This is a genomic window from Anaerohalosphaeraceae bacterium, from assembly GCA_035378985.1.
Lineage (GTDB): Bacteria > Planctomycetota > Phycisphaerae > Sedimentisphaerales > Anaerohalosphaeraceae > JAHDQI01.
On sequence record DAOSUR010000002.1, the window covers coordinates 157,028 to 181,342 of the forward strand.

Consider the following 24,315-nt stretch of genomic DNA (forward strand, 5'->3'; position numbering starts at 1 on the left):
GGATTGTCCTGGGTATTGAGAGAACGTTCAGGATGGAGACGGAGCGGTTGTATGTGCATGGGTATTCGGAGCGGGAGGCCCTTCGGCTGTCGGACCAGGCGGAGACGCTTTCGTCTCTGATTCATCGGGATGTGCTGTATCCGCCCGGCTTGAGGGTGCTGGAGGCAGGCTGCGGAGTCGGTTCCCAAACGGTGATGCTGGCTCGGCAGAACCCGCAGGTGTCATTTGTATCTGTTGATATTTCCGCGGATTCGCTGGAGGAGGCCCGGGCTCGTGCCGCTCGGGAGGGGTTTCGGAATGTGAAGTTTGAACAGGCGGATTTGTTCGAGTTGCCGTATGGGCCGGGCAGCTTTGACCATGTTTTTTTGTGTTTTGTGCTGGAGCATCTGCCCAAGCCGGCGGAGGCCCTGCGAAAACTGATGCGAGTGCTGAAAGCCGGTGGGAGCATAACCGCTGTGGAAGGGGATCACGGGTCTGCGTTTTTTCATCCGGATAATTCTTTTTCACGCCGGGCAATTGAATGTCTGGTAACGCTGCAGGCGAGGGGCGGAGGGGATGCACTGATCGGCAGACGGCTTTACCCCCTGTTTGTGCAGGCAGGGCTGAGAGAGGTTCGGGTGGAGCCGCTGGTGGTTTATGCAGATGCAAGCCGCCCTGCTATGGCGGAGGGGTTTACAAAAAAGACCTTTGCGGCGATGGTAGAGGGGGTGGCAAAAGAGGTCTTAGCGGCGGGTTTGATGAGTCCGGAGGAGTGGAGAATGGGGGTGGAAGGGCTTTATCGTGCGGCCGAGCCGGACGGAACGTTTCATTATACATTTTTTAAGGCCAGGGGAATCAAAGAGCTGTGAGTACGATTCTGGACGAAATTCTGGCTCATAAGCGGCAGGAGGTGGCGGTTCGGAAGGAACAAGTGCCGCTGGAGGAACTGCGCAGGAAGATCAGCGGGCTTCCAAAGTGCCGCAATTTTTATCAGGCAGTAACGAAGAAAAATCCCCGCGGGCTGAATGTGATTGCGGAGGTCAAGAAAGCCTCTCCATCGGCGGGGATCATCCGAGAGCATTTCGAGCCGGTGGAGATTGCGCGGATTTATGAGCGGTGCGGAGCGGATGCCGTCAGCGTCCTTACGGATGAAAAATATTTTGGGGGGAAACTGGAGTATCTGACGGCAGTTAAAGAAGCGGTGCGTCTGCCGGTGCTGCGGAAGGATTTTATTGTGGACGCCTATCAGGTGTATGAGGCGCGGGCGGCGGGGGCGGATGCGATTCTGCTGATTGCCGAGGCACTGCCACAGGGCCAGATTATGGATTTGATGATTCTGGCCAATCAGCTGACCCTGACGGTGCTGCTGGAGGTGCACGAGGCGGATCGTTTGCTGCAGATGCGCAGTCTCATCGGGTTTCCGCAAAAACACTACAGTGTGCTGGGGATTAACAACCGGGACCTTCGGACGATGAGGGTGGATTTGAATCATACCCGTCGGCTGGCGGAACTGGCGGACAATCGCCGGGAGGTGATTGCCGAAAGCGGGATTCATACGCGGCAGGATGTCGAGATGCTTAAAGGGCTTGGAATCGGAGGAGTGCTGATCGGTCAGGCCCTGTGCGGGAGCCGCTCGATTCAAGAAAAGTTTGAGGAGCTGTTCGGCGGCGGGAGCGCATAGGTGGACGGTCTGATTCTGCTGAGTATTGGATTGGTGATGGGGCTGTTTGGGGGGCTTTTGGGGATTGGGGGTTCGATTGTGATGATTCCGGCGCTGACGCTGGTTTATGGTGAAAATCAGCATCTATATCAGGCGTCTGCGATGATTTGCAATTTTTTTGTGGCCGCCGCTTCGATTGCGGCGCATTGGCGGGCGGAGGCATTTGTCGGGTCGGTCTTGAAGCGGCTGCTGCCTGCGGCGGTGGCGGGGATTGTCCTTGGGGTAGCCATGAGCAACTGCCGATGCTTTGAGGGCCGAAACAGTTTCTATCTGGCTCGAATGTTCGGGGTCTTTTTGGTGTATGTGGCGGCGTACAATTTGTGGAAATTCTGGTCTCCGCCTGAACCGAAGAGGAAACCGCCTGTCTCAGAGCGGGTTCGAGGATTTTTTTCGGCAGGAATCGGGTTTTTGACAGGTATCGGAGCCGGGCTTTTAGGAATCGGTGCGGGGACGGTCTCCACGCCGCTGCAGCAGCTGTGTCTGAAAATGCCGCTTCGGAATGCAATGAGCAATTCGGCAGCGGCGATTGTTTCGATGGCATGGCTGGGGGCGATTTATAAGAATGCGACACTGACCGAACATGGAATAGCGGTTGGGGACTCCATACGCATTGCTCTTTGGGTGCTGCCGGCAGGGATGGTTGGGGGATATTTGGGGGGGATTTTGATGCACAAATTGCCGAAAAACCTTGTGCGGGCGGTTTTTACGGCGGTGTGTATTTTTGCGGCCTATCGTCTGCTGACGATTCAGCCGAGCCGATAAAAGAGCAAGAGGCTCAAAAAAATAAGAAGGAGCCGGCTGTCTTTACACCACGGGCTTGTGCCCGTGGCTATATACAAAAGAAAGGCCTTTTGAAGCCCTCCAAAATAACCGTATTTTCCTCAAAAAATACCAAAGTCTGGGTTTGTTTACATCTGATAGAAAGAAGAGATTCCGAGAGCAATAAAGGGATATATGGAGTCTAAAGATACATTTTTGAAGTTATTTCTTGCTCACAACACCCATTTGTTCAGTTTTATCCTGACGCTGGTTCCGAATTATTCAGATGCGGAGGATTTGCTGCAGGAAACAGCTTCCCTGATGTGGGAAAAGTTTGAAACCTATCGTCCCGGAAGCAGTTTCTGGGCGTGGGCGCGTCAGATTGCCCGGTACAAAGTCGCCAATTATTATCGGGTGAAAAAAAGCCAGTTTCAGCTGGACGAAGATTTGCTGGAGGATTTGGGGGCGGCTCATGAACGGATGGTCGGCCATTTGAATGAGCAGAAAGCAGCATTGACCGGCTGTCTGAAAAAACTGCGTCAGGAGGATTTGAATCTAATTCGGATGAAGTATTTTCAGAATCTGTCGATTGCCGAAATTGCCCGCCAAAGCAATCGGTCGATTCATTCGCTCTATAAGCGAATTTCCTTTATTTATTTTCTGCTGCAGGACTGCGTACAGAAAACCCTGGCGGCGTGGGATATCCGGTATGAATCAGAATGAGCAAATCCGGTTGTATGAACTGATTACAGCGTCTGTCGATGGGACAATCAGTCCTGAAGACTTTGCCCGTCTGAGGGAGATTCTTCGGCGGGATGTCCGGGCTCGCGAGTTGTATGCCGATTATATGGCGATTTTGACCCACATCAGAACTTTGCCGGAGTTGCAGGAACAGATGGAGGCTGAAAACGGCGAGGACAGCGGGCTGGATATGGAGCTGTGGGCGGCGCTGGCGGCAACGGAAAGGACGGCGGAAACGATTGACCTGCCGAAGAAAGAGGAACCGGTATGCCGGGAAGAGAGGAAGGAAAGCCGGCGAGAACAGCCTGTTATCAGCCGCCTGTCGCTTTATGCTCTGCTGATGTCGTCGGCGGCACTGATTTTTCTGGTGGTATATGCCTTCTTATTTACGGGGGTTTCGCGGCCGACTGTAGCGCGGCTGTCAAAAACAGCCGGAGCGAAGTGGGGAGATGGGAGTGGGCCTCTGAGCTGGGGCAGCGAGCTGAAGACCGGCCCGCTGCATCTGGCGGAAGGATATGCGGAACTTCTTTTTGAGGGCGGAACGACTCTGGTGGTGGAGGGACCGTCGGTGATGGTTCTGGAATCAGGCAGTCAAATCTTCCTGCAGGAAGGCAAGGTGGTGGCGAAGATGGAAGGTGGAAAGGAGGGGTTTGTCGTTCGTTCGCCTTCGGCCAGCGTAGTGGACTATGGGACGGAGTTTGGGGTTCAGGTGCATCCGACAGGCCATACGGAAACTTATGTGTATGAGGGGCAGGTAGAGATTCGGGATTCTTCTAATCCGATTCGCTTTCGCCAGCGTCTTCTTCTCAGTGCCGGTCAGGGTGCGGAGGCGGATGCGGGCAGCCGAATTGCCGTCAAGCAGATTGACCCGACTCGGTTTGTCCGGACGGAAGAGATGGACGTCCGTTTTCAGGCCCAGAAAGAGGGCGGTTATTATCGTTGGAAGGCCTATTCGTATTCGCTTCGCCGCGACCCGTCTCTGGCGGCTTATTTCCCCTGCGAGCGTGTCCTGTCGGACTCGGACGTACTGGAAAATGTTGTGTCGGAGCGATTTGGAGTCGGACACGGCCGACTGGGGGGCGGCTTTGCCGCTGCGCCGGAGTGGACGAACGGGCGATGGCCGCAGAAGGGCGCCTTGCAGTTTGACCGACGGAAGGGACAGGGGGTTCGAGTGCCTTCCCATCCGGCGCTGTGTCTGACCGGACCGATTACGCTGGCGGTGTGGGTAAACCTGCAGGAAAATCCGGAGGCGATGGGCGGTCATATTCTTTCCTGTCGGGACAACAATCGGGTCAATTTCCAGCTCAGCTATTTCAACGGATGGACCAGCGCCGGCCAGGAGGATTATACGATACAGTTTCTGCGATATCAGACTTTCACGAAGCTCAGCAGTCAGCCGCTTTTGCTGAAACCGGGTCAGTGGACATTTCTGGCGGTGACGCATGACGGCAAGACGGTGTCGTTTTATGTCAACGGGATGCTTCACAGTACAGTCCCCTATGTGTATCAGGCGGAACCGGTGTCGGCGGATTTGCTGCTCGGCGATGTGGACGTGCCCGGGGTGGATTATTCGTTCAAGAGGTTTCACGGGATTTTGGATGAGGCGGCGATTTTCAATCGTGTTTTAACTGCGGAGGAGATTCGGCAGATGTATGAAGCCGGCAAACCGTGAGGGGATGGGCGTGCAATTTTAGCGGAGGTGTGATGAAGCGATGACGCAAAGAAGCGGCGGGGAGAAAATGAGCCGTCAGATGGGGGTTGGAACGAAGGGTTTGTTCGAAACAAGCGAGGGGATTTCCTCTCTGAGGAAGGGAACTTTTATTTCTACGAGGCAGTTTTTAAGGGAAAGGGTCTGACGATGAAGAGGATGAGAGGCGGAATTTTGGAATTATTTGTTTGGCTGGCCTGCGGGGCGGCCGCCGTGGGATGGACAGGGAGCGTATATCAGGGTGTTTATGTGGATGCGACGGAAAGCAGCACGGCGGCGGTCAGCGGTCAGAGCCCGTGGAACAGCGGAACGGGGGATACGGCGGGTCTGTGGAAGCTTCGCAACACCTTTGGCAACGAGATGATGCTGTGGGAGGCCAACGGCAACACATCTTACTTGGGGGACTGCCCGATGCTGGTGACGACGGTTTCCGGACTGATGCCGGGATTTCGGTATGCGGTTTCCGTGGTGTACTGGAATCCGTCGGGGCAGAATATTCGTTTGCTGGCGGGGTTGAGTTCAGACAGTTTAAGCGAGTTTAATACGAATAACGGCAGCAGCCGACAGACCGGGGCAGTGGATGCGGACCGGTATGAGTATGAAGGTCTAATTGGAACGGCTCAGGCGGACGGCGCGGGGACGATTCGGGTTTATATCGACGACATCGCCAATACGTACCGGAGCTGGTACGACGGGCTGACGGTTCGGGCGCTGGGGGCTTCGGAGCCGAGTCCGGCGCACGGGGCGACGGATGTGCCGGCCGGACAGAATCTGACGCTGCAGTGGGCGATGCCGGCCGATGCAGCCAACCCGAATCAGCCGAGCCCCTATGTGAGTAAGCATTATTTGTATTTGCGGAAGAATGACCCGAATCTGGCGGGAGTCGTTCCTCTGGAAGTAACGGTCTCCTCGAATCCGGCGGCTCAAAGCCAAACGGTGTTTGTGGAGAACAATGCCGTCTATTACTGGCGGGTCGATGAGAGCATTCAGGGGTCGGGACCGAATGACCCCAATACGGTTCGGGGTGACGTATGGTCGTTCCGGACGACACAGACGATACCGAGTTTTGAGCCGCCGTACGGCAGCCAGCCGAGCGGGGCGGCGGTATTTGTCGGACAGGAAATTACTTTAACGGCGCAAGCGGGCGTTTCACCCGGTCAGGACAACGCCTTTTCTTATAAATGGTACAAAGGGCCGTCCGGTGTAACGACTAACCCTGTGCTTAATGAAGCGGGGCATATTGAGGGAGCGACGACGGCGCAGCTGAAGATTTGGGTGCAGCCGGGCGACGAAGGATATTACTGGTGCCGGGCGACGAACAGTCAGGGCAGCGGCAATTTCGCAGCGGCCCGGATTGTGCTCAAGAAGCTGCTGGCTCATTACACATTTGACGGCACGCTGAATGATTCGGCAGGAGCTAATCATGGGACGATGAGCAGTCCGGTTTATACGGCCGGCATCAGCGGCCAGGCGCTGGTATTTGACGGCACGCAGCCGATGAGCATCGGAACGGGCGGGTATCCGAACGGCACGGAAGGAGGCGGGCTGTCGGAGGGAACGGTTTCGTTCTGGATTAACTCGTCGGTAACCGGAGCCCACAGTTTTATCGGAAGCGCCAATGCCGCCGACGGGACGATGCTGAATATTCACTACTCCAATGCCAATGCGGTGCAGCTGTATGTGCAGAATGCGGCGTCCAGTCAGATGCTGGTGCAGTTCTCGTCTCCCATCAATCTGCGGAACGGGCAGTGGCATCTGCTGACGTTTGCGTGGAACAGCGGGACGGGGCAGGGTTGGATTTACCTGGACGGACGGCTGGCCTATACGGGAACTTCCACGGCGGTCAGCGGGTTTACAGGCTGGCAGTATCCCCTGACAGTGGGGGCATTCAACAACGGAGGGACGCCGGCTTCTTTTTATAACGGAGCGATGGACGACCTGCGGGTGTACAACTACACGCTGACGGCGGCGGAAGCAGCACAGCTGTATGTGGATTTTGTTCCCGGAGCGACGATTTGTCCGACGGCGCCTGGATATGATTTTGACGGAGATTGCCGGGTTGACCTGGCGGACCTGGCGGAGTTTGCAGTCGGCTGGATGGACTGTGGTCTGATTCCGGCGGATGCATGCAGGCAGTAGGGTTGAGAGAGAAAGACATAAACAGGAGAAGAAACCATGAAAACGGCAAGATATATAGGCAGTTTGATTTTGATCGGGCTGTTGTGCGGGAGTGGATATGGGGCGCAGAGTTATCTGGACGCCCGGGGCGGAGCGAGCGGCAATACGGTGAATGCAGCAACAGGCAGCCCGACGGACTGGTGGGTTTCCTCCCCGTTGCAGGATAACCTCTGGGGTCGACGGACGGGCTTTGCGAACAATCCGAGTTTTACGCTGGGCGGTGACAGCGATATTCTCGAATCGAGCGGAACCGGCAGCGGACGGGAAAACAGCCCGATGATCAAGACGACAATTTCCGGTCTGCAGCCGGAGATGTATTACAACCTGTGGGTGGTGTACTGGTCAGCCAATGGTCAAAACTGGTGTGTTCGGGCGGGGCTGACGTCCTCGAATCTGCCGCTGTATGACTTTACCGGTGCGGCGGGAGCGACGGCCGGGACTCGCACAGGCAAAACGGAAGGAGACCGAAACGAACTGACGGCCTATCTGGGCTATAAAGCCGCCGGCGCAGACGGGAAACTGTCGGTATTTGTTGATGACAAGCCGTCGGATGCCTCCCAGGGCGGCTGGTATGACCGGACGTGGTATGATGGACTCCTTTATGAGGTGTACAATGTGCCGTTTGCTCCTTCGCCTGCGGACGGGGCGGTGAATGTGCCGACCTCGACGGCGGTGCTGTCTTTTACGCCGATGCGGGACCCGAATCATCTGAATCAGGAGAATCCGAAGATTCTGATGCACAAGGTTTATTTTGATGATGACCCGAATCTGGCGGATGCGGACGATTTGCTGGCGACGGTGCCGGCGGGACAGAGCCAGACGCAGATGCCGACTCTGCAGCCGAATAAGACGTATTACTGGCGGGTAGATGAGATTCTGGAAGATAACAGCGTAGTAACGGGTGTTGTCTGGTCCTTTCAAACGGTCAAAACGATGCCTGATTTCAATCCGCCCATCGGGTATCAGCCGGTCAATACGGCGGTCTTTGTCGGAGAGGATGCCGTGCTGACGGCGGCGGCGGGCGTCGGCAACTTTACGTACCAGTGGTACAAAGGGACCTCCGGGGATACGAGTCAGCCGCTGTCGAATGAGCCAGGACACATTTGGGGAGCGAACAGTTCCCAATTGACGATTACCGCGGCGGCGGCGGATGAAGGGCTGTATTGGTGCCGGGCGAGCAATGAGCTGGGTTCGGCGAATTCCAATGCGGCGAGCATTGCTGTCAAACGGCTCGTCGCCCGCTGGACGATGAACCAGTCGGATTATCAGGCGGGGCAGTATCTGGATGCAAGCGGAGAAGGGCATGCGGCCGTCCCGAACGGAGCTCCGGCTTTTCTGGAGGGTGCAGACGGCCAGGCGTTTGGGGCTGTTCAGGTGAATTCGGAAAACGGATTTGCCGATGCAGGAACGTGGAATCCTTCCGCTTACACCGGGCAGATAACGGTTTCGCTGTGGGCCCGATGGAACGGACAGACGGAGCCGGCCAGCTGGCAGGGACTGATTGCCAAGCGGGCCTCTTTTGCGGCAGACGGAATGATGTGGCAGCTCGAGGTGGACCAGACCAACAACAACGTGGTGTACAAAAACGGAAGCAACACGGCGGTTTCATCAGGGCCGCTGCCGATTGGACAGTGGGCGCATGTCGCGGTGGTGTTTGACGGGACGACGGCGGTGCTGTACCGCAATGGTCAGCAGGTCAGCAGCGGAGCGGTTCCGTTCAGCACCGGCACATCCGCTCCCCTGGTGATCGGAGCTTCTGAAAAAAGCACGGCGGGAGTCTTCAGCTGGCCGTTCTCGGGCGGGCTGGATGATGTGCGGATTTACAATTATGCTCTCGATGCGGCGGCGATTGCCCAGCTGTACGTGGATTTTGTGCCGGGTGCATCTGTTTGTGTGGACAACCCGGAGATGGATTTGAGCGGTCCGGAAGGACAAGCAGACTGCAAAGTGAATTTGTATGACCTGGCGGAAGTGGCACGGCAGTGGCTGGTCTGCAATCTGATACCGGCGTCTGCATGTGATTAAAAGGTAAGAGAATGTTCACAACGGGGTCTGTGCCGTTCGGCACAGACCTTCTTTTGGGGGGACTTCCAATGAGAGGACCTCAGAAAGGCATCATGATGAGAACGGCTGGATGGATTTGGATTTGTCTGCTTGGAGTGAGTGTTTGTACGTTTGCCGGGCCGCTGGTTGTGTTAAACGACAACGGCGGGTGGTGCTGGTATCAGGATGAGCGGGTCATTGTGCAGGGACGCAAGCTGATTGTCGGCTCGATTGCCAACGGGGCCGGCGCCGGAGGAAGCACACGCAGCGGGGATATTGAGGTGGTGTCCTATGACCTGGACAGCGGTGCGTTGGTTCGGGTGACGCTGCATGACAATCTTCAGGCGGATGACCATGATGTGCCTGCGTTTCTGGAACTGCCGGACGGCCGGCTTTTGGCGATGTACACGCGGCATTTGTCGGACAATCTGATTCACCGGCGCATCAGCGTCAATCCGTTTGATGCGACGGTGTGGGGGAGCGATGTTCAGCTGACGCGCGGAGCCAGCACGTCGTATTCGAATCTGTTCCGGCTGGCCGGTGAAAACGGCGGCAGCGGACGGATTTATGATTTTTATCGGGGTGAAAATTACAATCCGAATTTTATTGTTTCGGATGATAACGGACAAACCTGGTCGTATGGGGGCTGGCTGCTTCGAAAGGACGGACAGCGTCCGTATGTGAAATACGCCTCCAACAATTTCGACAAGGTTTTTCTGGTTTGCTCGAATGCCCATCCGCGGGAGTATTACAACAGCGGTCTTGGAGGAACAAGCATTTTTGCGGGCTATGTATATCAGGGCGGGCTGTATCGGATGGACGGGGTGAAGGTGCGGGATATTACGACGACGGATGCGGCGGCACCGGAGACCCTGACGCTGGTGTATGCAGGGGATTGGACGCATCGGGCCTGGCCGACGGATATTCATCTGGATGCGGACGGCAGACCGGTGATGATTTTCTCCGTGCAGGTTGCCTCCAGCGGAACCTTTGACGGCAGCGACTTGCGGTATTTTTATGCCCGATGGGACGGCAGTCAGATGCGGACGTATCCGCTGGCGTATGCGGGCACCGCGCTGTATTCGGCGGAGAATGACTATTCGGGGCTGGCGGTGATTCATCCGGAGCAGACAAATGTGGTTTATATTTCCACAAATGCACATCCTGTGACGGGCCAGCCGCTGATCAGCGGGGCCGACGGAAAACGTCATTATGAGATTTTCCGGGGGACAACTGCGGACGGCGGAGCGACGTGGACATGGGAGTACATTACGAAAAACTCCACGGCGGACAATCTTCGGCCGATTATCCCCATCGGGGGCGAGGAGACGATTCTGCTCTGGATGCGGGGGACGTATTCGACATATACGAGCTATAACACGCAGGTGGTTGCGATGTTTGACCCGGAGCCGATTTTGCCGTATGAGCCGGAGATTCTCAAACAGCCGGAGCCGGTGAGCGTTCCGGCAGGCGGACGGGCCGTTTTTAAGGTGGAGGCAGCGGGGCTGGAGCCGCTTTCGTTTGCGTGGTATAAGGCCAATCCGTCCGGTTCGGATGTTCTAATCGTGGAAGGTTCACCGGTTCTGGTTCTGGAGGAGGTAGAGGCCGGTGATTTCGGACGGTACTACTGTGTGGTATCGAATTCGGCCGGGTCGGCCATTTCCTCCTCGGCAATGCTGATGAAGGCGGATTTGCTGGCCTATTGGCCGCTGGATGGTTCCTATCAGGATGTCAGCGGAAATGGATATGATGCGGTGGGCGTGGGGAGTCCCTCGTTTACAACCGGCTATTTCGGGCAGTCTGTTTCTCTGAACGGCAGCAGTTATCTGAACTGCACGAACAGCGCTGATTTAACGCTGGCTGGCGGCGGGACGATTTCCGTATGGGTCAAAACCAGCGGGTTGAGCACAGCATGGGCGACAATCATCGGCAAGGGACGGTACTCGTGGCGGCTGTGCCGAAACAATTCGACCAATGCTGTCTCCTTCCATTTCAATTCGCCCAGTTATGAATATCAGGCCAATGGTGATAGTCCGGTGGTGGATGGGCAGTGGCATCATCTGGCGGCGACGTATGACGGTCAGGTCATTCGGCTCTACGTGGACGGACAATTGGATGCCTTTGCTCTGACAGCGGAGGCCGTCAATGAACGAACAGACCCGGTGTATATCGGAAACCGGTCGGATGCGGCCCGATACTGGACGGGACAGATTGATGATGTGCGGATTTACAGTTTTGCGATGGGGCCGGAGGAGATTGGGCTGCTGTATGAGGAAGGGCGGGCGTGTTATTGGATTGAGCCGTTTGATTTTGACCGGAACTGCCGAACGGATATCGCGGATTTGGCGGTTTTGGGAGGACAATGGCTGGACAGCGGCTGGGAGGGGGATGTGTGTGTGAGCCGTCCGGAGGCGGATTGGACGGGAGCTTCGGGTGAGCCGGATTGTGCCGTGGATTTGTATGAGTTTGCGGAGCTGGCATCGGGCTGGCTGGAGTGCACGGTGGTTCCGTCCGCTGATTGTCTCTGATTGAAAATAAGAGTGTGTGAAGTGTGTTGTGAAGCATACGAGAGGATTTGAACGGGAATTGTAAACTTTTTGTGGAGGAAAGAATGATGAAAAAGGGTGGTTTGATTTTGCTGATGCTTCTGCTGGCTGGTCTGCCGGCATGGGGGGTCATTTATGTCGATGCCGAAGGCGGGGCATCGGGGAATACGGCCCGTGCCAGTGATGGAGATGTGAATGCCTGGTGGACGACGGCTACGGCTCCGGATGGATTGTGGGGCCGGAGGGCGTTCGGGTATGACCAGGACGGTGTGCTGAACGGCGCCACGAAGGATATCTTTGAATCGAGCGGCACCGGCAGCGGTCGGGAAGACAGCGTAGCGATTGTAACAACCGTTTCCGGCCTGACGCCTGGGCAGTTCTATCAGGTCGATGTAGTCTATTGGTCTTCGAACAGCCAGAATTGGTGTATTCGGGCGGGATTCAGTCTGGACAGTATGCTGCTGTTTGACCGGCTTGGGGATGCCGGCAGCGGAGCCATTGCGGGCACTCGGATTGAGGGGATTCAGGACGGCGACCGGTGGGTTTTTACAGGAACCATCGGAACGATCGCGGCGGATGGGAACGGCCGGATTCGGGTTTATCTGGATGACAAGCCGTCGGATGCCTCCCAGGGCGGCTGGTATGACCGGTCGTGGTATGACGGGCTGATTCTGACGGAAGTGCCGGAGCCGACCACAGGTTTGCTGGCGGCGGCCGGGGCTCTGCTGGGAATTCGTCGCAGGAAATAAATTCTGTTTTTGCACACAATTTCTGTTTTTTAAAAGCCGTCTCCACACGAGACGGCTTTTTTGTTTTGCGGCTTTTAGCGAGAGCGGCTGTTGAGTTTTTGGACGGCGGAGGCAGCCAGGGCGCGGAGGTGAGGCAGGGCGTGGTCCAGAAACATCTTGTAGGACCGGCAGAAGTAACTGGGGGTTTTTTCTGTTCCTGTTAGGGGGATTCGGTCTTTGAGGCATCCGCCGCCGCACAGGTCCAGGTAGCGGCAGACCAGGCAGGAGTCGGCGATTCGGCGTTTTCGGCGGATAAAGTTCTGCTTAAGCGGGGAGGCCGCCAGCTGTTCGAGCGGGGTATCGAGGAGATTGCCCAGACGCGTTTCCGGTGTGACGAAAAAGTCGCAGCAGTAAGCGCTGCCATCGTGCTCGATGGCCAGATAATCGCTGCACAGCCGGCCGAAAGTACACTCGGCGGCAGGGCCGCCCGCCAGGACATTTATGAAGTTGTCGAAGGTGCGGACGCTGAGTTTTTCCGTCCAGCCGTCCAGCCAGCGGTCGAAAAACCGGCACAGGAAGCGGCCGTACTGCTCCGGAGTAATGCTCCATGAAGCAGGCTGAGAGGGATTATCAGGGTCGATTTCAAAGCAGGGGACCAGCTGGAGGTAGCCGAAACCCTGGGCGGTAAAGAAGTCAAACAGGAGGTCCGGCTCGGGGATATTGCGGTCATTGAGCAGGACAAGGATGTTGAATTCGACGGCGGCCTTTCGGCAGCTGTCAATCGCGCGGAGGACTCGGCTGTAGGTGCCGCGGCCGGCATAGTCTTTCCGATAGTAATCATGGATTTCCTGCGGTCCGTCCAGACTGATGCCCAGCAGGAAGTTATGTTCGGCGAAGAAGCGGCACCAGTTGTCATCGATAAGGACAGCATTGGTCTGGAATGTGTTCTGGACGGATTGTTCTTCGGTTCGGTATTGTGCCTGGAAGCGGACGGCTTTTTTGTAGAAATCCAGACCCATCAGGGTTGGTTCGCCTCCCTGCCATGCGAAGGCATTCATAGGAAATCGCAATTGAAGGTACTGTTTGCAGAGGCGTTCGAGGACGGCTTCGCTCATCCGGCAGGGCGAGTTGGGAAAGAGTGCCTTTTTGGGGATGTAAAAACAGTACCGGCAGGCCAGATTGCAGTCCGGCCCGGCAGGTTTGATGAGCAGTGTAAACGGCTGAACCATCGTTCGGTTATCCTCTGGCTCCCCTCAGAATAACTCGGTTTCCGTCCGTCCAGTTGTCGCGGTAGTAAGTGACGGCTTCGAAGGTGTCGCTCAGGGAGGCCATTTTGTCATTCAGTTTGCTGCGAAGTTCATGCAGGATGCTCTGGTACTCCGGATTGGAGACCAGATTGGTCGTCTGATAGGGGTCGTTTTGGTTGTCAAACAGGAGCTCCTGCGGTGCATTCGCCTTGGGGATGCGGAATCTGGCATAGGTAAAGCGTTTGGTTCGGACGGCCCGCCACTTGTGGCCGACATCCCAGGCGGCGGTGGCCCCGGTCCCCTGCAGAAAAGCAAACTCCGGCTGCGGGCCCGATTGTCCCAAAGCCAGATGGGCCAGATTCATCCCTTCCCATCGAGAGGGGATGGGCAGCTCGAGTAGGCCGAGAAATGTCGGGGCGAAATCGACGGTCGACAGACAGGCATCGGAGACGGCACCGGCCGGGATATGTCCGGGCCATCGAATTAGGAAAGGAATGCGGCCGGCTTCTTCGTAGAAAATGTTTTTGGCACGGCGGCCCTGGGAACCGAACATTTCCCCATGGTCGGAGGAAAAGACAACGATGGTATTTTCAGCCAGGCCGCTGGAGTCGAGGAACTGCATCAGTCGTCCGAAGTTCCAGTCGAGGTTGGTTGTCATGGCATAGTAGTTTCGTCTCCACTTTTCGAGGGAGGCGCGCTCCGCGTCAGACAGACGAGCCCAGTTGTCTGCGTAAGGGTCGTTGGTCGGTTTGTAGTTGGGCGGGTTGGGCAGAGAAGTCTTTGCAAACATGTCCCGGTATTCGGCGGGGACGTTTTCGTCGTTCCAGGGGTCGTGCGGCGTGCCCCACGACAGAACCATCGCAAAAGGCCGGGAGGTTTTGACGGCATTGCATCGAAGCCAGCTGATGGCCAGGTCGGTTTGGGCATCGGGTTCATAGACCCCCGGGCCGTAATAAATTTTTTCTTTGGATTCGGTGTGGTAATAGGTGTTGTAGTAGTCGTGATGGAAGTTATAGGCGGCCCAGAAGCCGTTGAAGCCGAGCCGGTGGACGCCGCGCGGGACAAAAGAGTTGTTGGGGTTGTCGTGGTCACCGAGAACATTGGCGTAGAGGTGCCATTTGCCGATATAGGCAGTTTGGTAGCCGGCACGGGTCAAAACATGACCGAGGCAGTCCTGGTATGGGTTGAGCCGCAGCTCGTTGATGACCATTCCGTGACTGGTGGTGTATTTGCCGGTCATCAGCGTAGCCCGGAAGGCCGAACAAACGGGGGTGTTGGCGACAGTGTTGACGAAGTTAGTGCTTTGAGCGGCAAACCGGTCCAGATTCGGAGTGACGGCCTGCCCGGTATAGTGAGTGCCGTTCCAATAGCGGGCATAGCCGCAGTGGTTAAGTCCCAGCTGGTCAGCAAGAACAATCAGCAGGTTCGGTTTTGAGGGGGAGGAGCCGGCGAAAAGAGAAGGAGCCATTCGGTTCAAAAGCAGCCCGGCGGCTCCGAGAGTGCCTTGTTTGAGAAGAGTTCGGCGGCTGATTTTGTCTGACGGATTCATTTCCATCTCCTGTGTGTCATCTTAACAAAGGAAACAACGGATGAAAACGGTTTCTTCCTGTCACGGACGGGTCATTTTCGGACAGCGGTTTGATAGAGATGCTGAATCTCTTTTTCCGAAAGGACCCGATTGAAGAAGGCGATATCCGTGATGGCACCGGAAAATCCGGTCCCCAATTCATCGAGAGACTGTCCGAAGGACAGCTCTGTGTACCGTTCAAGCGGGGTTTCCTGCGGACGGGCGGATTGGGCACACAGGCGTCCGTTGATATACATCAATTTCCGAGCCCCTTTAGCGTGCGTGACGGCAAAGAAATACCAGCGGCCCGGCTCGAGGGGGCGGTCGCTGACAATCGAATTGACTTTCCGAGCATCCGGCCGGCGGTTCGGGTAATAGGCGGTATGTTCCAGGTTGCCTGTTTCGGTGATGCACAGGACTCGATAATAGGAATTGTCCGCAATGGCCGGAACAGTTTGGGCGGTCCGGTGAGACCAAATGAGCTGCGGCTCAATTGTATTCGGCCGAAGCCAGCAGAGAACGGTATAGTCGCCGGAGTCATTTTCAAAAATCGGCCAAATTTCAGAGATTCGGACAGACTGCTCAGGCATCATTGCAAGGGCGTAAGAAGGGCTGTCCGGAGTCGAAAAAGGCCCTTGAACAACTTGCAGATCTGAGGAGAAGTGAATCTGGAAGCCGGTTTTCCCTGTAATGTCGGTGAAGGTTTGGGGAAGTTTTTCTTTGAGCCGGAAATACAAAGTCGGCTTCAGTGCCTGGATGGATGCCTCAAACGGGGAAGGAATCTGATAAATAAAATCCTGGACTTTCGGCGGAATAAGAATAAGGGTTTGCCCGGAGGCGGAGGCGGCCTGAAAAGCGGTGAGACGCACGACTTTCTGGGAAGTGCGGAGGTTGGAGCCGAGACGCATTTCCACCGTTCCTTCAAGGACGTGGGCTTCTGTGCTGGCGTACTGGTCCAAAAGGACGCCGAATTTGGTTCCGTAATCAATAATGCACGCAGAGGGCGTCCGAACCGTGAATCCTTCGGCGTTTTTCGAGACATCAGCGGTCAGCTTTCCCTGAATCAAAAACAGCTGGTTGTCATTTTCGAGCCGGAATTCGGCGGGACCTTCGAGAAGAACAAATGCTCCCTGGTCGGTGCAAATCCGTACGAGCCCCTGCAGAAGGCGAAGGGTTTGTTTTCCGAGCGAAGTACCGGGGGAGAAATGTTCAAACTCCTCGTCAAAACGTGCCTGAAACGTTTCGAGAATTTGTCCATGCTGTTTGTCCTGAACCGGCATCCAGTGCGTGTACAGAAGAATCATCAAGGCGGCGGCAATCGAGGCAAGCATCGGCAGCAGACTGCTTTTTCGAAAGGCCGGAGAGGGTTTGGGGAGCGGAGCCGGAGGAGCCGGAGGCTCTTTCTCGATTGCAATAGCCGGAGACGCTTGTTCCATTTCGGCCAAAGAGTGCCACAATTCCGGCTTGAGAAGACCTTCTTCGCCTTCTTCCGATAGTTCCCATTGAAAAAGGCCGGGAACTTTCTGGAAGTGGGCGGTGTTTTCAATAATAGAAAGATAGAACGTTCGCACCTCAGGGTTGTTCTGCAGCAGCTGCTCGAACGCGTCGAATTCCTCCGGAGAAACCGAGCCGTCGAGAATTCGCACGATGGTTCGGGTCAGTTCAAATTTTTCGCGGACGGATTCCATCAGGACTGCTCCAAAACGAGGTTTCGCTCGATGCATTCAAAGAGAAAGTAATGAACTTTGGCGAGGTTTTTATAAATCAATTCGATGGATTTTCCCCACTGCTGGGCAATTTGTTTGACCGGCAGGGACTGCTGATATCGAAGATTGAGCAGCAGCCGTTCTTTTTCTGACAGCCGTCTGATGCAGGTCTTCAGGGCTTCAATTCTGTGGGGTTTTCCGCTCTGATGCGATGTGTACGATTCGGAGAGGAGATGAATCGTTTCAGAAGAAAACCGCAAAGGGCAGCGAGCGGTTTTACGACGGTGCTCCAGAATCAGAAAATAGGCAATTTTGCAGCCCCAAGCGGAAAAACTGGTTCCCGGCTTGAACTCCTCAAATTTTCGCCACATCAGCGAAGAGGTTTCCTGAAAAATGTCTTCGGCGTCGGCGGAGTTGGGAACCATCGTGAGAATGTAAGTATAGATTTCGCCTTGGCATTGGGTGTAATGGCGAAAAAAGATATCTTCTTTGCAGAGATTTATCTTTTCGTTATGTTCTGCCGTCATTTAGAGGTCATCCTGCGTAGTTTTATAAAAATCCTCTCTGTATTATAACCGTTGCCCCCCTGTTATTTTGTAAAAAAAAGAATGCGATATAGAGGGTTGTGGATACATATAATCTGCTATTGGGCAATTGATTTTTCTAAAGTCTATTCCTATTAGGGACTTTCGTTTTTCTTGGGTGTTTTTTTGAGATTTTCCTTCCAATTTTTCGAATAAGAATCAAGTAAAAGTAGGAAAGATTGGAATCTTTCCGATTAAGTGTTTTGTGGATTTGGACGTTCCACAATCAAGGATAATAGAAAGGAATTTGGACGAATGGAAAGAACGTTCTTAAAATATGAGCAGGACAGGGAGGGATGAGCGAAAGGGTTTACATTAATTGAGCTGCTGGTGGTGATTGCGATTATTGCTCTGCTGCTGGCAGTGCTGATTCCCGCCTTAAGCCGGGCGAAGACCTATGCCCAGAAGACATTGTGCACGAACAATCTCAAGCAGCAGGCCTTAGGGGCCCTTTTGTATTCCAACGACAATGACAGCAGGTTGCCTTCGTTCCAGCCGGATGGCGGAGCAAGGTTGTGGTGGCTGTGGGATATGTTGTTCGAGACCACCAATCAAATGGCTCATTATGCGGGTTTTGACGACAACAAAACGTTCTTTTGCCCGGCCAATAAGGTCAAACGTTATGATGATGCTCGTTTTTGGCAATTCAGCTGGTTGGGAAGCGGACCGTATCCGAATCCGGTTCCGCTTCGGGAGGAACGGGGAATTAATCTGAAGGCGTATTATCGGGTTTTGCCGTATATTTATATGTTTGACATTATTATGTACATGAACGGCACCACCCCGGTTTATCGGTCTCAGCAGTACACCACCTTGTCCAATCCGACGGAACCTGCGCATTGGATTCGTCGGATTTCCGACCTGAAATCGGCCGGCACACGAGAGATGATTATGGATGCGGTGATCAGCAACGGAACAAGCCGTCAGGGCAGCAGTTTTGACCAGTTGACGGAGGGCGGGATTGATGAGCTGAGCGGCGGCAATTTATGGGACAATACGAATCATTTTGCCCGTCAGCGGAACAATGCATCTTTGCTGCCGGAAGGGGGAATGATTGCTTATGCGGACGGGCATGTGGAGTGGAAGAGTTTTGCTCGGATGAACCCGCGGATTCAAATCGGGATGTGGTTCTGGTGGTGATGTTTTTTCAAGATCGGCATTTTTAGATGAATTCAAACAGTTCTCAACATGCAAGATTTTTGCGGCTGTATACGGGCATCCAGACGAAGCTGTTTGCGTTTATTTTGTCTGTGATTCATAACCGCAATGACGCGGAGGAGCTGTTTCAGGAGACCAGCGTGATTCTGTGGGAACGGTTTGAAACGTATGAATCCGGCAAACCATTTGCCGCCTGGGCACTGGGAATAGCCCGCAATAAGGTTTTGGAATATCTGCGGGCCAACAAGCGGTCTCGGAAGCTGTTTTCGGATTCGGTTTACGGACAGATTCTTCGGATTGCAGAAGGAGGGCAGGACGACATCGGACAGCGGGTTTCAGCTCTGAAATCCTGTTTGCAAACGCTCAAGGATGTGGACCGCAAGCTGATTTCCTTCCGATTTCATGACAATATCCCGGTGAAGCTGCTTTCGCAGTACACCGGTCGTTCGGCGGATTCACTGTACAAGAGTCTGTCAAGAATTCTTCATTTTCTGAAGTTATGCATTGAGCGAAAGGTTGCCGGCGGAGCTTTATGAACCCTTCTGACTCATTAAAACCATACCGGAAATATGAGCTGCTGCTGCGGCTGATTGAAGGTGATCTGAATGATGCGGGTCTTGCAGAGCTGGAACGCTGGTTTCAGACTTCAGGTGCGGCGGAGGACTATTGGGAGTTTATCAAGAATTATACAGCTGTGAAGATATATGAGGAGTCACGGCTGGATTCTGCGGATTCTGCAGGATCGGCAGACAGTCTGCTGAATGCGGATTTATGGCAGGCGCTGGCTGAAGATGAGCAGACGGCTCCGGAGGTTCCGGTAGTCAAGGAAACCTTCGATCCTGTATCTGCCCCTTCGAAAGAGATTCAAAAGACGCGTCCGCGGGTGAGCAAGCTGTCGATTTATACGCTGATTCTGTCAACAGCGGCGATTCTGATGGTGGTGGTCTATGCTCATCTGGTTGCGTTCCGCCGCGGGGTGGAGGTAGCGACGCTGGAGGACAGCATTCAGGCCAAGTGGGGAGAGGCGGACGGGGCTTTAAAGGCCGGAACGCGTCTTGCGACCCGCAGGAATCATTATCTTCGCGGTGGGGTGGCGAGTCTGAAATTTGACAACAATGCATCGGTGACGGTGGAGGGTCCTGCTGAGTTTGAAATCGTGTCGGAGGACCGGATTCGGATGCAGTATGGACGGCTGTACTGCATTGTGCCGCAGGAGGCGCTGGGATTTTCCGTCGTAACGCCGACGGTAATGGTGGTGGATTTGGGAACGGAGTTCGGGGTTCAGTCGGACTTTAACGGGACGACGGAACTTCATGTGAGCCGCGGGCTGACGCGGCTGTTGGCCGGAGACAAGCAGCGGAAGGTGAGTGTCGAGGCCAAAGAGGGGATGGGCTGGCGAGTGTCCGGGCTGACATCGGAGGTTCAGGAGATTCCGCTGGCGGAGTCTCTTTTTGTTCGTCAGATTAATTCGAAGGCGAATGTGGTCTGGCGGGGCCAGAAAGCCCTGAGTCTGGCGGATATTGTCGGCGGAGGCAACGGATGGGGGACTGGAGCTCCGGAAATCGGCATTGACCCGCGCAGCGGCAAGCGCGGGGAGATTCGAGGCGAAGACCGGGAAGGAAGCCGGGAATACCGGTCCCTTGCCGGCGAACGATATATTGACGGGGTGTTTGTGCCGGAAGGCAGCCGGCCGCAGGTTGTCAGCAGTCAAGGGCATATTTTCCAGGAGTGTCCGCCGACCAATAATGTTTTCTTTGCGGAGATTGTGAATGGGGCGGCGAGAGACCTGACAACGGCGATTTACCGACAGGCGACCTGCCGGATTGGGGGTCGGGAGTTCGGGACGGCGGATTATCCGGGTCTCTTTATGCACGCCAATCTGGGGATTACGTTTGATTTGAAGGCGATCCGGCGGGATTTGCCGACAGGATTTCGGTTTACTCATTTTGCGGCGGAGGCCGGTTTGTCTTCGGATATTGATCGAACGCCGAATGCAGAGGTGTGGGTTCTGGTGGACGGGCAGGTGCGGTTCCATACGCGTCTGCAGGACAAGAGCCAGTGTGTTCCGATTCGGATTGAGCTGAAGGAGACGGAGCGGTTTCTGACGCTGGTGACGACGGACGGCGGAGATGTGGACCATCCGGGCCAGCCGGGAATGCGAGCGACGGATTCGGACTGGTGTGTTTTCGGCAATCCGCGGCTGGAGATGTGAGCGCCTTTTTGTGAACAGATTGATAGAAGTGTGAAGTGTGTGTGTGAAGTGGAGTGTGTTGTGAGGAGTTTGGGAGAAGTGAATTCATGAACCCTTATTTTAGTGGAGGAAAGAAGCGATGAAGAGCAGGATTCTTACGGTACTGGGATTGATGTGTATTGCGGCGATGTCGGTTCAGGCATCGACCATTGCGTACTGGCGGTTTGAGGAAGGCCCGGACCGGGCTCAGGTTTCGCACGGCGGGCTGCCGGATGGTGTCTATTATGAAGGGACAGCCGACAGTTCCGGCAACGGCTATGGTCTGTCTGTGTGGACGGAAGGATGGGCCGGATATGAATATCGCAGCGATGTAGGGATTTCGTATGTTCCGCGGACAGGCCAGCCCAATCAGTTTGCCGTCAAGAATACCGGCGGATATCCGACTCTGTTTACGAATCCCGATGATCCGATTCGGACTATCACCCCTTCGGCCTTTACGATTGAGGCGACATTCAAGCTGGAAAACGGCGGATGGCGGACGATTGTGGGTCGGGACAGCCGCGGGGCTTATGCGGGGAATCCGGACCTGGCGGCACTGTATTTCCAGGCGATTCCGGGCAACGGCCTTGCCATCAAGTTCTGTGATGTTTCGGGCTATTGGCATGAAGCGGTTTCGGCTTCGAACATCTTTACGGGATTTGACTGGGGCACGAATCCGGACGGCATCGGCGTTCCGTGGTACAGCATGGCGGCGGTGAGCGACGGTTCGACGCTTTCGCTGTATCTGCTGCAGATTGGAGCCGGCACCGGCTGGCAGCTGATTGCCCAGACGGATATGACGGCCAGCGGCAGTCCGAATACCGCGCTGACGATGGGGCAGGGCAGCGGGTCTGACTGGATTGCCGGCACGTGGACGGTCGGCCGCGGAATGTATGCCGGCGGTCATACGGACCGGGCGTACGGGTTCCTCGATGAGGTTCGGATTTCGGATGAAGCTCTGTCGGTCAGCGAGTTTCTGATTCCGGAACCGGCCAGCATTGTTCTGATTGGTTTGGGTGCTTTGGGACTGCTTCGTCGCAGGCAGTAAGAAAAAACGGAAGTTTTGCAGGAGACAGATATGAAAAAGTTGTGTATGGCAGCGGCAATTTTGTGTTTGATCAGTGCTCCTGTACTGGCCAACACGGTTGCTTATTGGCGGTTTGAAGGCGGAACGCCGGCGTCTTGTGTGGTTCATACAGGGTCGAACGGGGTTTATTATCCGGATATTCCGGATGTGTCAGGGAACGGCAATCATCTGTGTGTCTGGCAGACCTGCGGAGGCGGCGGATATATCTATCGCTCTGAAGTGGGCACGCCGAAACTTCGTCTGACCGGAGAGGCGAATCTGCTGAGCGTGAAGAACTCCGGCGGCGGGCCGGCGATGTGGTGTTCGGCCCCGGGGCTCCAGTATATGACGCCCGCTCAGTTTACGATTGAAGCTATTTTCAAGCTGGAAAACGGCGGCTATCGAACGATTGTGGGGCGCGACAGTTATGGAACCAATACGGCAGGGACCCCCACCAATACGGCACTGGCAGCGCTGTATTTCCAGGCGGTACCGAACAATGCGCTGGCGATTAAGTTCTGCGATGTGGCCGGCTATTGGCATGAGGCCGTTTCCGAAACCAATATTTTCACCGGTTTTGATTATCCGACAAATCCGGACGGCGTCGGAGTTCCGTGGTATGCGATGGCGGCCGTCAGTGACGGCAAGACCCTGTCGCTGTATTTGATGGAACTGGGCGTTGATACGGAATATCGACTGATTGCCCAGACGGATATGACGGCCAGCGGAAGTCCGAATACAGCTCTGACGGCCGGAGCCGGCGACGGCGGGGACTGGGATGCGGGCGACTGGTCGGTCGGCCGCGGGCTGTATAACGGCGGCCATACAGACCGGGCGTACGGCTATATCGATGAAGTGCGGATTTCGGATTCGGCTCTGACCCCGGATTCATTCCTGATGGGCTCCAGCGCTTATTCGCCTTCCGTTCAGCTTCAGGCGGATTTGGTGCATAACAATGTCCAGGCAACCCTTCAGTGGAAGGCCCCGCGGGATCCGGATTTGAATTCGAGCAATTTGGTCAATCCGGCGGTGGTGGATCAGTATGTGTTTGTCCGGAATGCCGCATCTGCTGATCCGAACTTGTATTATGTCGGAGCGACAGGGACGGATCCGGGGAATACACCGGAGTCTTCCTATCAGATGACTTGGGCCTTCGATGCGGTCTATCAGTGGGCGATTGTGGCTGCGCTGGAAGGTCATGAGCAGTCGTTTACCGTTGGGCAGAGCACGCTGATGAATGTAGACCCGAACAATCCGGTCAGCGAGATTTGGACGTTTGAGTCGCTCTACTCTTCCCCGGTGATTACAGAAGATCCAGCAGGCGTGACGGTGGATGCGGGCGGAACCGCTGTGTTTGAAGTCGAAGCATTCAGCGTCAGTCCGGCCGTCTATCGATGGTACAAGTCTGCGGATAAGTCGAATGCGACGCCGGCAGATGATGTGCAGGTGGGCACCAGCAGTCCGACGCTGACGATTTCCAACGTGTCTGTTGCGGATGAAGGATTCTATTACTGCGTGGTCAGCAACGACAGCCCTGTGACGGCAAGTTCTGCTCCGGCTTATCTGGAGGTCAAACGGCTGATGGCGTGGTATGCCTTTGAGAACAATCTGAACGATTCCATCAATGGGTATCACGGGACGGCGATTCTGCCGGATCCGAATCTGCTGATGACCTATGCGGCCGGTGTGCAGGGACAGTGCATTTCACTGAACGGCACGAATGAAGCGGTCGAGATTCCGCGAACCATCCAGAACGGTATGACGATTGCGATGTGGATTAAAACCACCTCCACAGCGGGTGTCGGCAACGGATGGTTTGACGGCAACGGATTGGTGGACGGCGAGATTGCCGGCTACAATCACAATGACTTCGGCACGGCCCTTCGGGACAGTGTGTTCTGCTTTGGGGTCGGAGACGTCAGCGGTGCCTACGGGAATGTTCAGTCCACAAAGATTGTGAATGACGGCCAGTGGCATTACTGCGTGGCAACACGAGATGCCCAGAGCGGCGAGATTCGGGTGTATGTGGACGGGTCTCTGGAGGCGACCGGCAGTGCTCCGCTGGGTACCAAGGACGAACCGCAGGTTCTGCGGGTTGGGTCGCTGCAGATCAACCTTCATTTCTTTGCCGGTCAGATTGATGAGGTGAAGCTGTATAACTACCCGCTGTCTGAGACGGAGATAGCGGCGATTTACAATCTGGCGACCGGCCAGTCGGTCTGCGTCACCTCAGCTCGTCCGGATGCCAAGTATGACCTGAACGGCGACTGCATTGTGAACCTGGGAGACCTGGCTCAGATCGCCGCTCAGTGGCTCAACTGCGGTCTCTATCCGGATTGCTTATAAGGAAACGTC

General features: G+C 55.3%; 17 protein-coding genes and 1 pseudogene. 14 read left to right on the forward strand and 4 right to left on the reverse strand.

The window, feature by feature from the left end; genetic code table 11:
- Nucleotides 1–32: 32 nt before the first annotated feature.
- From PKY88_02950 to PKY88_02990, 9 genes are all read left to right on the forward strand, one after another.
- Nucleotides 33–848, forward strand: a complete 816-nt coding sequence (locus PKY88_02950) for a methyltransferase domain-containing protein (protein ID HOQ04158.1) — start codon at nucleotides 33–35, stop codon at nucleotides 846–848.
- Nucleotides 845–1,660: an indole-3-glycerol phosphate synthase TrpC gene (gene trpC / locus PKY88_02955; GenBank protein ID HOQ04159.1), complete on the forward strand. Its 816-nt coding sequence runs from the start codon at nucleotides 845–847 to the stop codon at nucleotides 1,658–1,660. Before PKY88_02950 ends, trpC begins: the two co-directional genes overlap by 4 nt.
- Nucleotides 1,661–2,461 (forward strand): sulfite exporter TauE/SafE family protein, encoded by an 801-nt coding sequence (locus PKY88_02960; GenBank protein HOQ04160.1) that lies wholly within the window; start codon nucleotides 1,661–1,663, stop codon nucleotides 2,459–2,461.
- Nucleotides 2,462–2,674: 213 nt separating this feature from the next.
- Nucleotides 2,675–3,181, forward strand: coding sequence for a sigma-70 family RNA polymerase sigma factor (locus PKY88_02965; GenBank protein HOQ04161.1), 507 nt, complete (start codon nucleotides 2,675–2,677; stop codon nucleotides 3,179–3,181).
- Entirely contained in the window at nucleotides 3,168–4,871 is a 1,704-nt protein-coding gene (locus PKY88_02970) for a FecR domain-containing protein (GenBank protein HOQ04162.1), read from the forward strand. Before PKY88_02965 ends, PKY88_02970 begins: the two co-directional genes overlap by 14 nt.
- A gap of 186 nt (nucleotides 4,872–5,057) precedes the next feature.
- Complete coding sequence (locus tag PKY88_02975) at nucleotides 5,058–7,046, forward strand: hypothetical protein (GenBank protein HOQ04163.1); 1,989 nt, start codon at nucleotides 5,058–5,060, stop codon at nucleotides 7,044–7,046.
- Nucleotides 7,047–7,082: 36 nt separating this feature from the next.
- Nucleotides 7,083–9,110, forward strand: a complete 2,028-nt coding sequence (locus PKY88_02980; protein ID HOQ04164.1) for an immunoglobulin domain-containing protein — start codon at nucleotides 7,083–7,085, stop codon at nucleotides 9,108–9,110.
- A gap of 11 nt (nucleotides 9,111–9,121) precedes the next feature.
- The gene (locus tag PKY88_02985) at nucleotides 9,122–11,656 is read left to right on the forward strand and encodes a BNR-4 repeat-containing protein (GenBank protein ID HOQ04165.1); all 2,535 of its coding nucleotides are present in this window, start codon (nucleotides 9,122–9,124) and stop codon (nucleotides 11,654–11,656) included.
- An 83-nt stretch (nucleotides 11,657–11,739) separates the two neighbouring features.
- Nucleotides 11,740–12,423, forward strand: coding sequence for a hypothetical protein (locus PKY88_02990; protein HOQ04166.1), 684 nt, complete (start codon nucleotides 11,740–11,742; stop codon nucleotides 12,421–12,423).
- A gap of 74 nt (nucleotides 12,424–12,497) precedes the next feature.
- Here the strand turns inward: PKY88_02990 and PKY88_02995 are convergent, their stop codons facing one another.
- From PKY88_02995 to PKY88_03010, 4 genes are all read right to left on the reverse strand, one after another.
- Nucleotides 12,498–13,631: an anaerobic sulfatase maturase gene (locus tag PKY88_02995; protein ID HOQ04167.1), complete on the reverse strand. Its 1,134-nt coding sequence runs from the start codon at nucleotides 13,629–13,631 to the stop codon at nucleotides 12,498–12,500.
- Between the two features lie 7 nt (nucleotides 13,632–13,638).
- Complete coding sequence (locus PKY88_03000; GenBank protein HOQ04168.1) at nucleotides 13,639–15,198, reverse strand: sulfatase; 1,560 nt, start codon at nucleotides 15,196–15,198, stop codon at nucleotides 13,639–13,641.
- A 71-nt stretch (nucleotides 15,199–15,269) separates the two neighbouring features.
- Nucleotides 15,270–16,904, reverse strand: coding sequence for a FecR domain-containing protein (locus PKY88_03005; protein HOQ04169.1), 1,635 nt, complete (start codon nucleotides 16,902–16,904; stop codon nucleotides 15,270–15,272).
- Nucleotides 16,904–17,449 (reverse strand): sigma-70 family RNA polymerase sigma factor, encoded by a 546-nt coding sequence (locus PKY88_03010; protein HOQ04170.1) that lies wholly within the window; start codon nucleotides 17,447–17,449, stop codon nucleotides 16,904–16,906. The genes PKY88_03005 and PKY88_03010 overlap by 1 nt, the downstream gene beginning before the upstream one ends.
- A 366-nt stretch (nucleotides 17,450–17,815) precedes the next feature.
- On the opposite strand from PKY88_03010, the pseudogene PKY88_03015 reads away from it, so the two are divergent.
- From PKY88_03015 to PKY88_03035, 5 genes and pseudogenes are all read left to right on the forward strand, one after another.
- A pseudogene (locus PKY88_03015) lies at nucleotides 17,816–18,646 on the forward strand (type II secretion system protein).
- 59 nt (nucleotides 18,647–18,705) lie between these two features.
- Entirely contained in the window at nucleotides 18,706–19,200 is a 495-nt protein-coding gene (locus PKY88_03020; GenBank protein ID HOQ04171.1) for a sigma-70 family RNA polymerase sigma factor, read from the forward strand.
- Nucleotides 19,197–20,876 carry an NPCBM/NEW2 domain-containing protein gene (locus tag PKY88_03025; GenBank protein ID HOQ04172.1) on the forward strand — a complete coding sequence of 560 codons (1,680 nt, stop codon included), beginning with the start codon at nucleotides 19,197–19,199 and terminating at the stop codon, nucleotides 20,874–20,876. Before PKY88_03020 ends, PKY88_03025 begins: the two co-directional genes overlap by 4 nt.
- Before the next feature lie 118 nt (nucleotides 20,877–20,994).
- Entirely contained in the window at nucleotides 20,995–21,942 is a 948-nt protein-coding gene (locus PKY88_03030) for a PEP-CTERM sorting domain-containing protein (GenBank protein HOQ04173.1), read from the forward strand.
- 30 nt (nucleotides 21,943–21,972) lie between these two features.
- On the forward strand, nucleotides 21,973–24,306 hold the full coding sequence (locus tag PKY88_03035; protein HOQ04174.1) for an immunoglobulin domain-containing protein: 2,334 nt from the start codon (nucleotides 21,973–21,975) through the stop codon (nucleotides 24,304–24,306).
- The last annotated feature ends 9 nt before the right edge of the window (nucleotides 24,307–24,315 follow it).

What these genes read in the sequence shown, in the direction of transcription:
- PKY88_02995 (HOQ04167.1), bottom strand. Translation starts at nt 13,631, where the DNA reads ATGGTTCAGCCGTTTACACTGCTCATCAAACCTGCCGGGCCGGACTGC.
- PKY88_02985 (HOQ04165.1), top strand. Translation starts at nt 9,122, where the DNA reads ATGTTCACAACGGGGTCTGTGCCGTTCGGCACAGACCTTCTTTTGGGG.
- PKY88_03025 (HOQ04172.1), top strand. Translation starts at nt 19,197, where the DNA reads ATGAACCCTTCTGACTCATTAAAACCATACCGGAAATATGAGCTGCTG.
- PKY88_03000 (HOQ04168.1), bottom strand. Translation starts at nt 15,198, where the DNA reads ATGAATCCGTCAGACAAAATCAGCCGCCGAACTCTTCTCAAACAAGGC.
- PKY88_03005 (HOQ04169.1), bottom strand. Translation starts at nt 16,904, where the DNA reads ATGGAATCCGTCCGCGAAAAATTTGAACTGACCCGAACCATCGTGCGA.
- PKY88_02975 (HOQ04163.1), top strand. Translation starts at nt 5,058, where the DNA reads ATGAAGAGGATGAGAGGCGGAATTTTGGAATTATTTGTTTGGCTGGCC.
- PKY88_02970 (HOQ04162.1), top strand. Translation starts at nt 3,168, where the DNA reads ATGAATCAGAATGAGCAAATCCGGTTGTATGAACTGATTACAGCGTCT.
- PKY88_02980 (HOQ04164.1), top strand. Translation starts at nt 7,083, where the DNA reads ATGAAAACGGCAAGATATATAGGCAGTTTGATTTTGATCGGGCTGTTG.
- PKY88_02990 (HOQ04166.1), top strand. Translation starts at nt 11,740, where the DNA reads ATGATGAAAAAGGGTGGTTTGATTTTGCTGATGCTTCTGCTGGCTGGT.
- PKY88_03035 (HOQ04174.1), top strand. Translation starts at nt 21,973, where the DNA reads ATGAAAAAGTTGTGTATGGCAGCGGCAATTTTGTGTTTGATCAGTGCT.
- PKY88_03030 (HOQ04173.1), top strand. Translation starts at nt 20,995, where the DNA reads ATGAAGAGCAGGATTCTTACGGTACTGGGATTGATGTGTATTGCGGCG.
- PKY88_02950 (HOQ04158.1), top strand. Translation starts at nt 33, where the DNA reads ATGGAGACGGAGCGGTTGTATGTGCATGGGTATTCGGAGCGGGAGGCC.
- PKY88_03010 (HOQ04170.1), bottom strand. Translation starts at nt 17,449, where the DNA reads ATGACGGCAGAACATAACGAAAAGATAAATCTCTGCAAAGAAGATATC.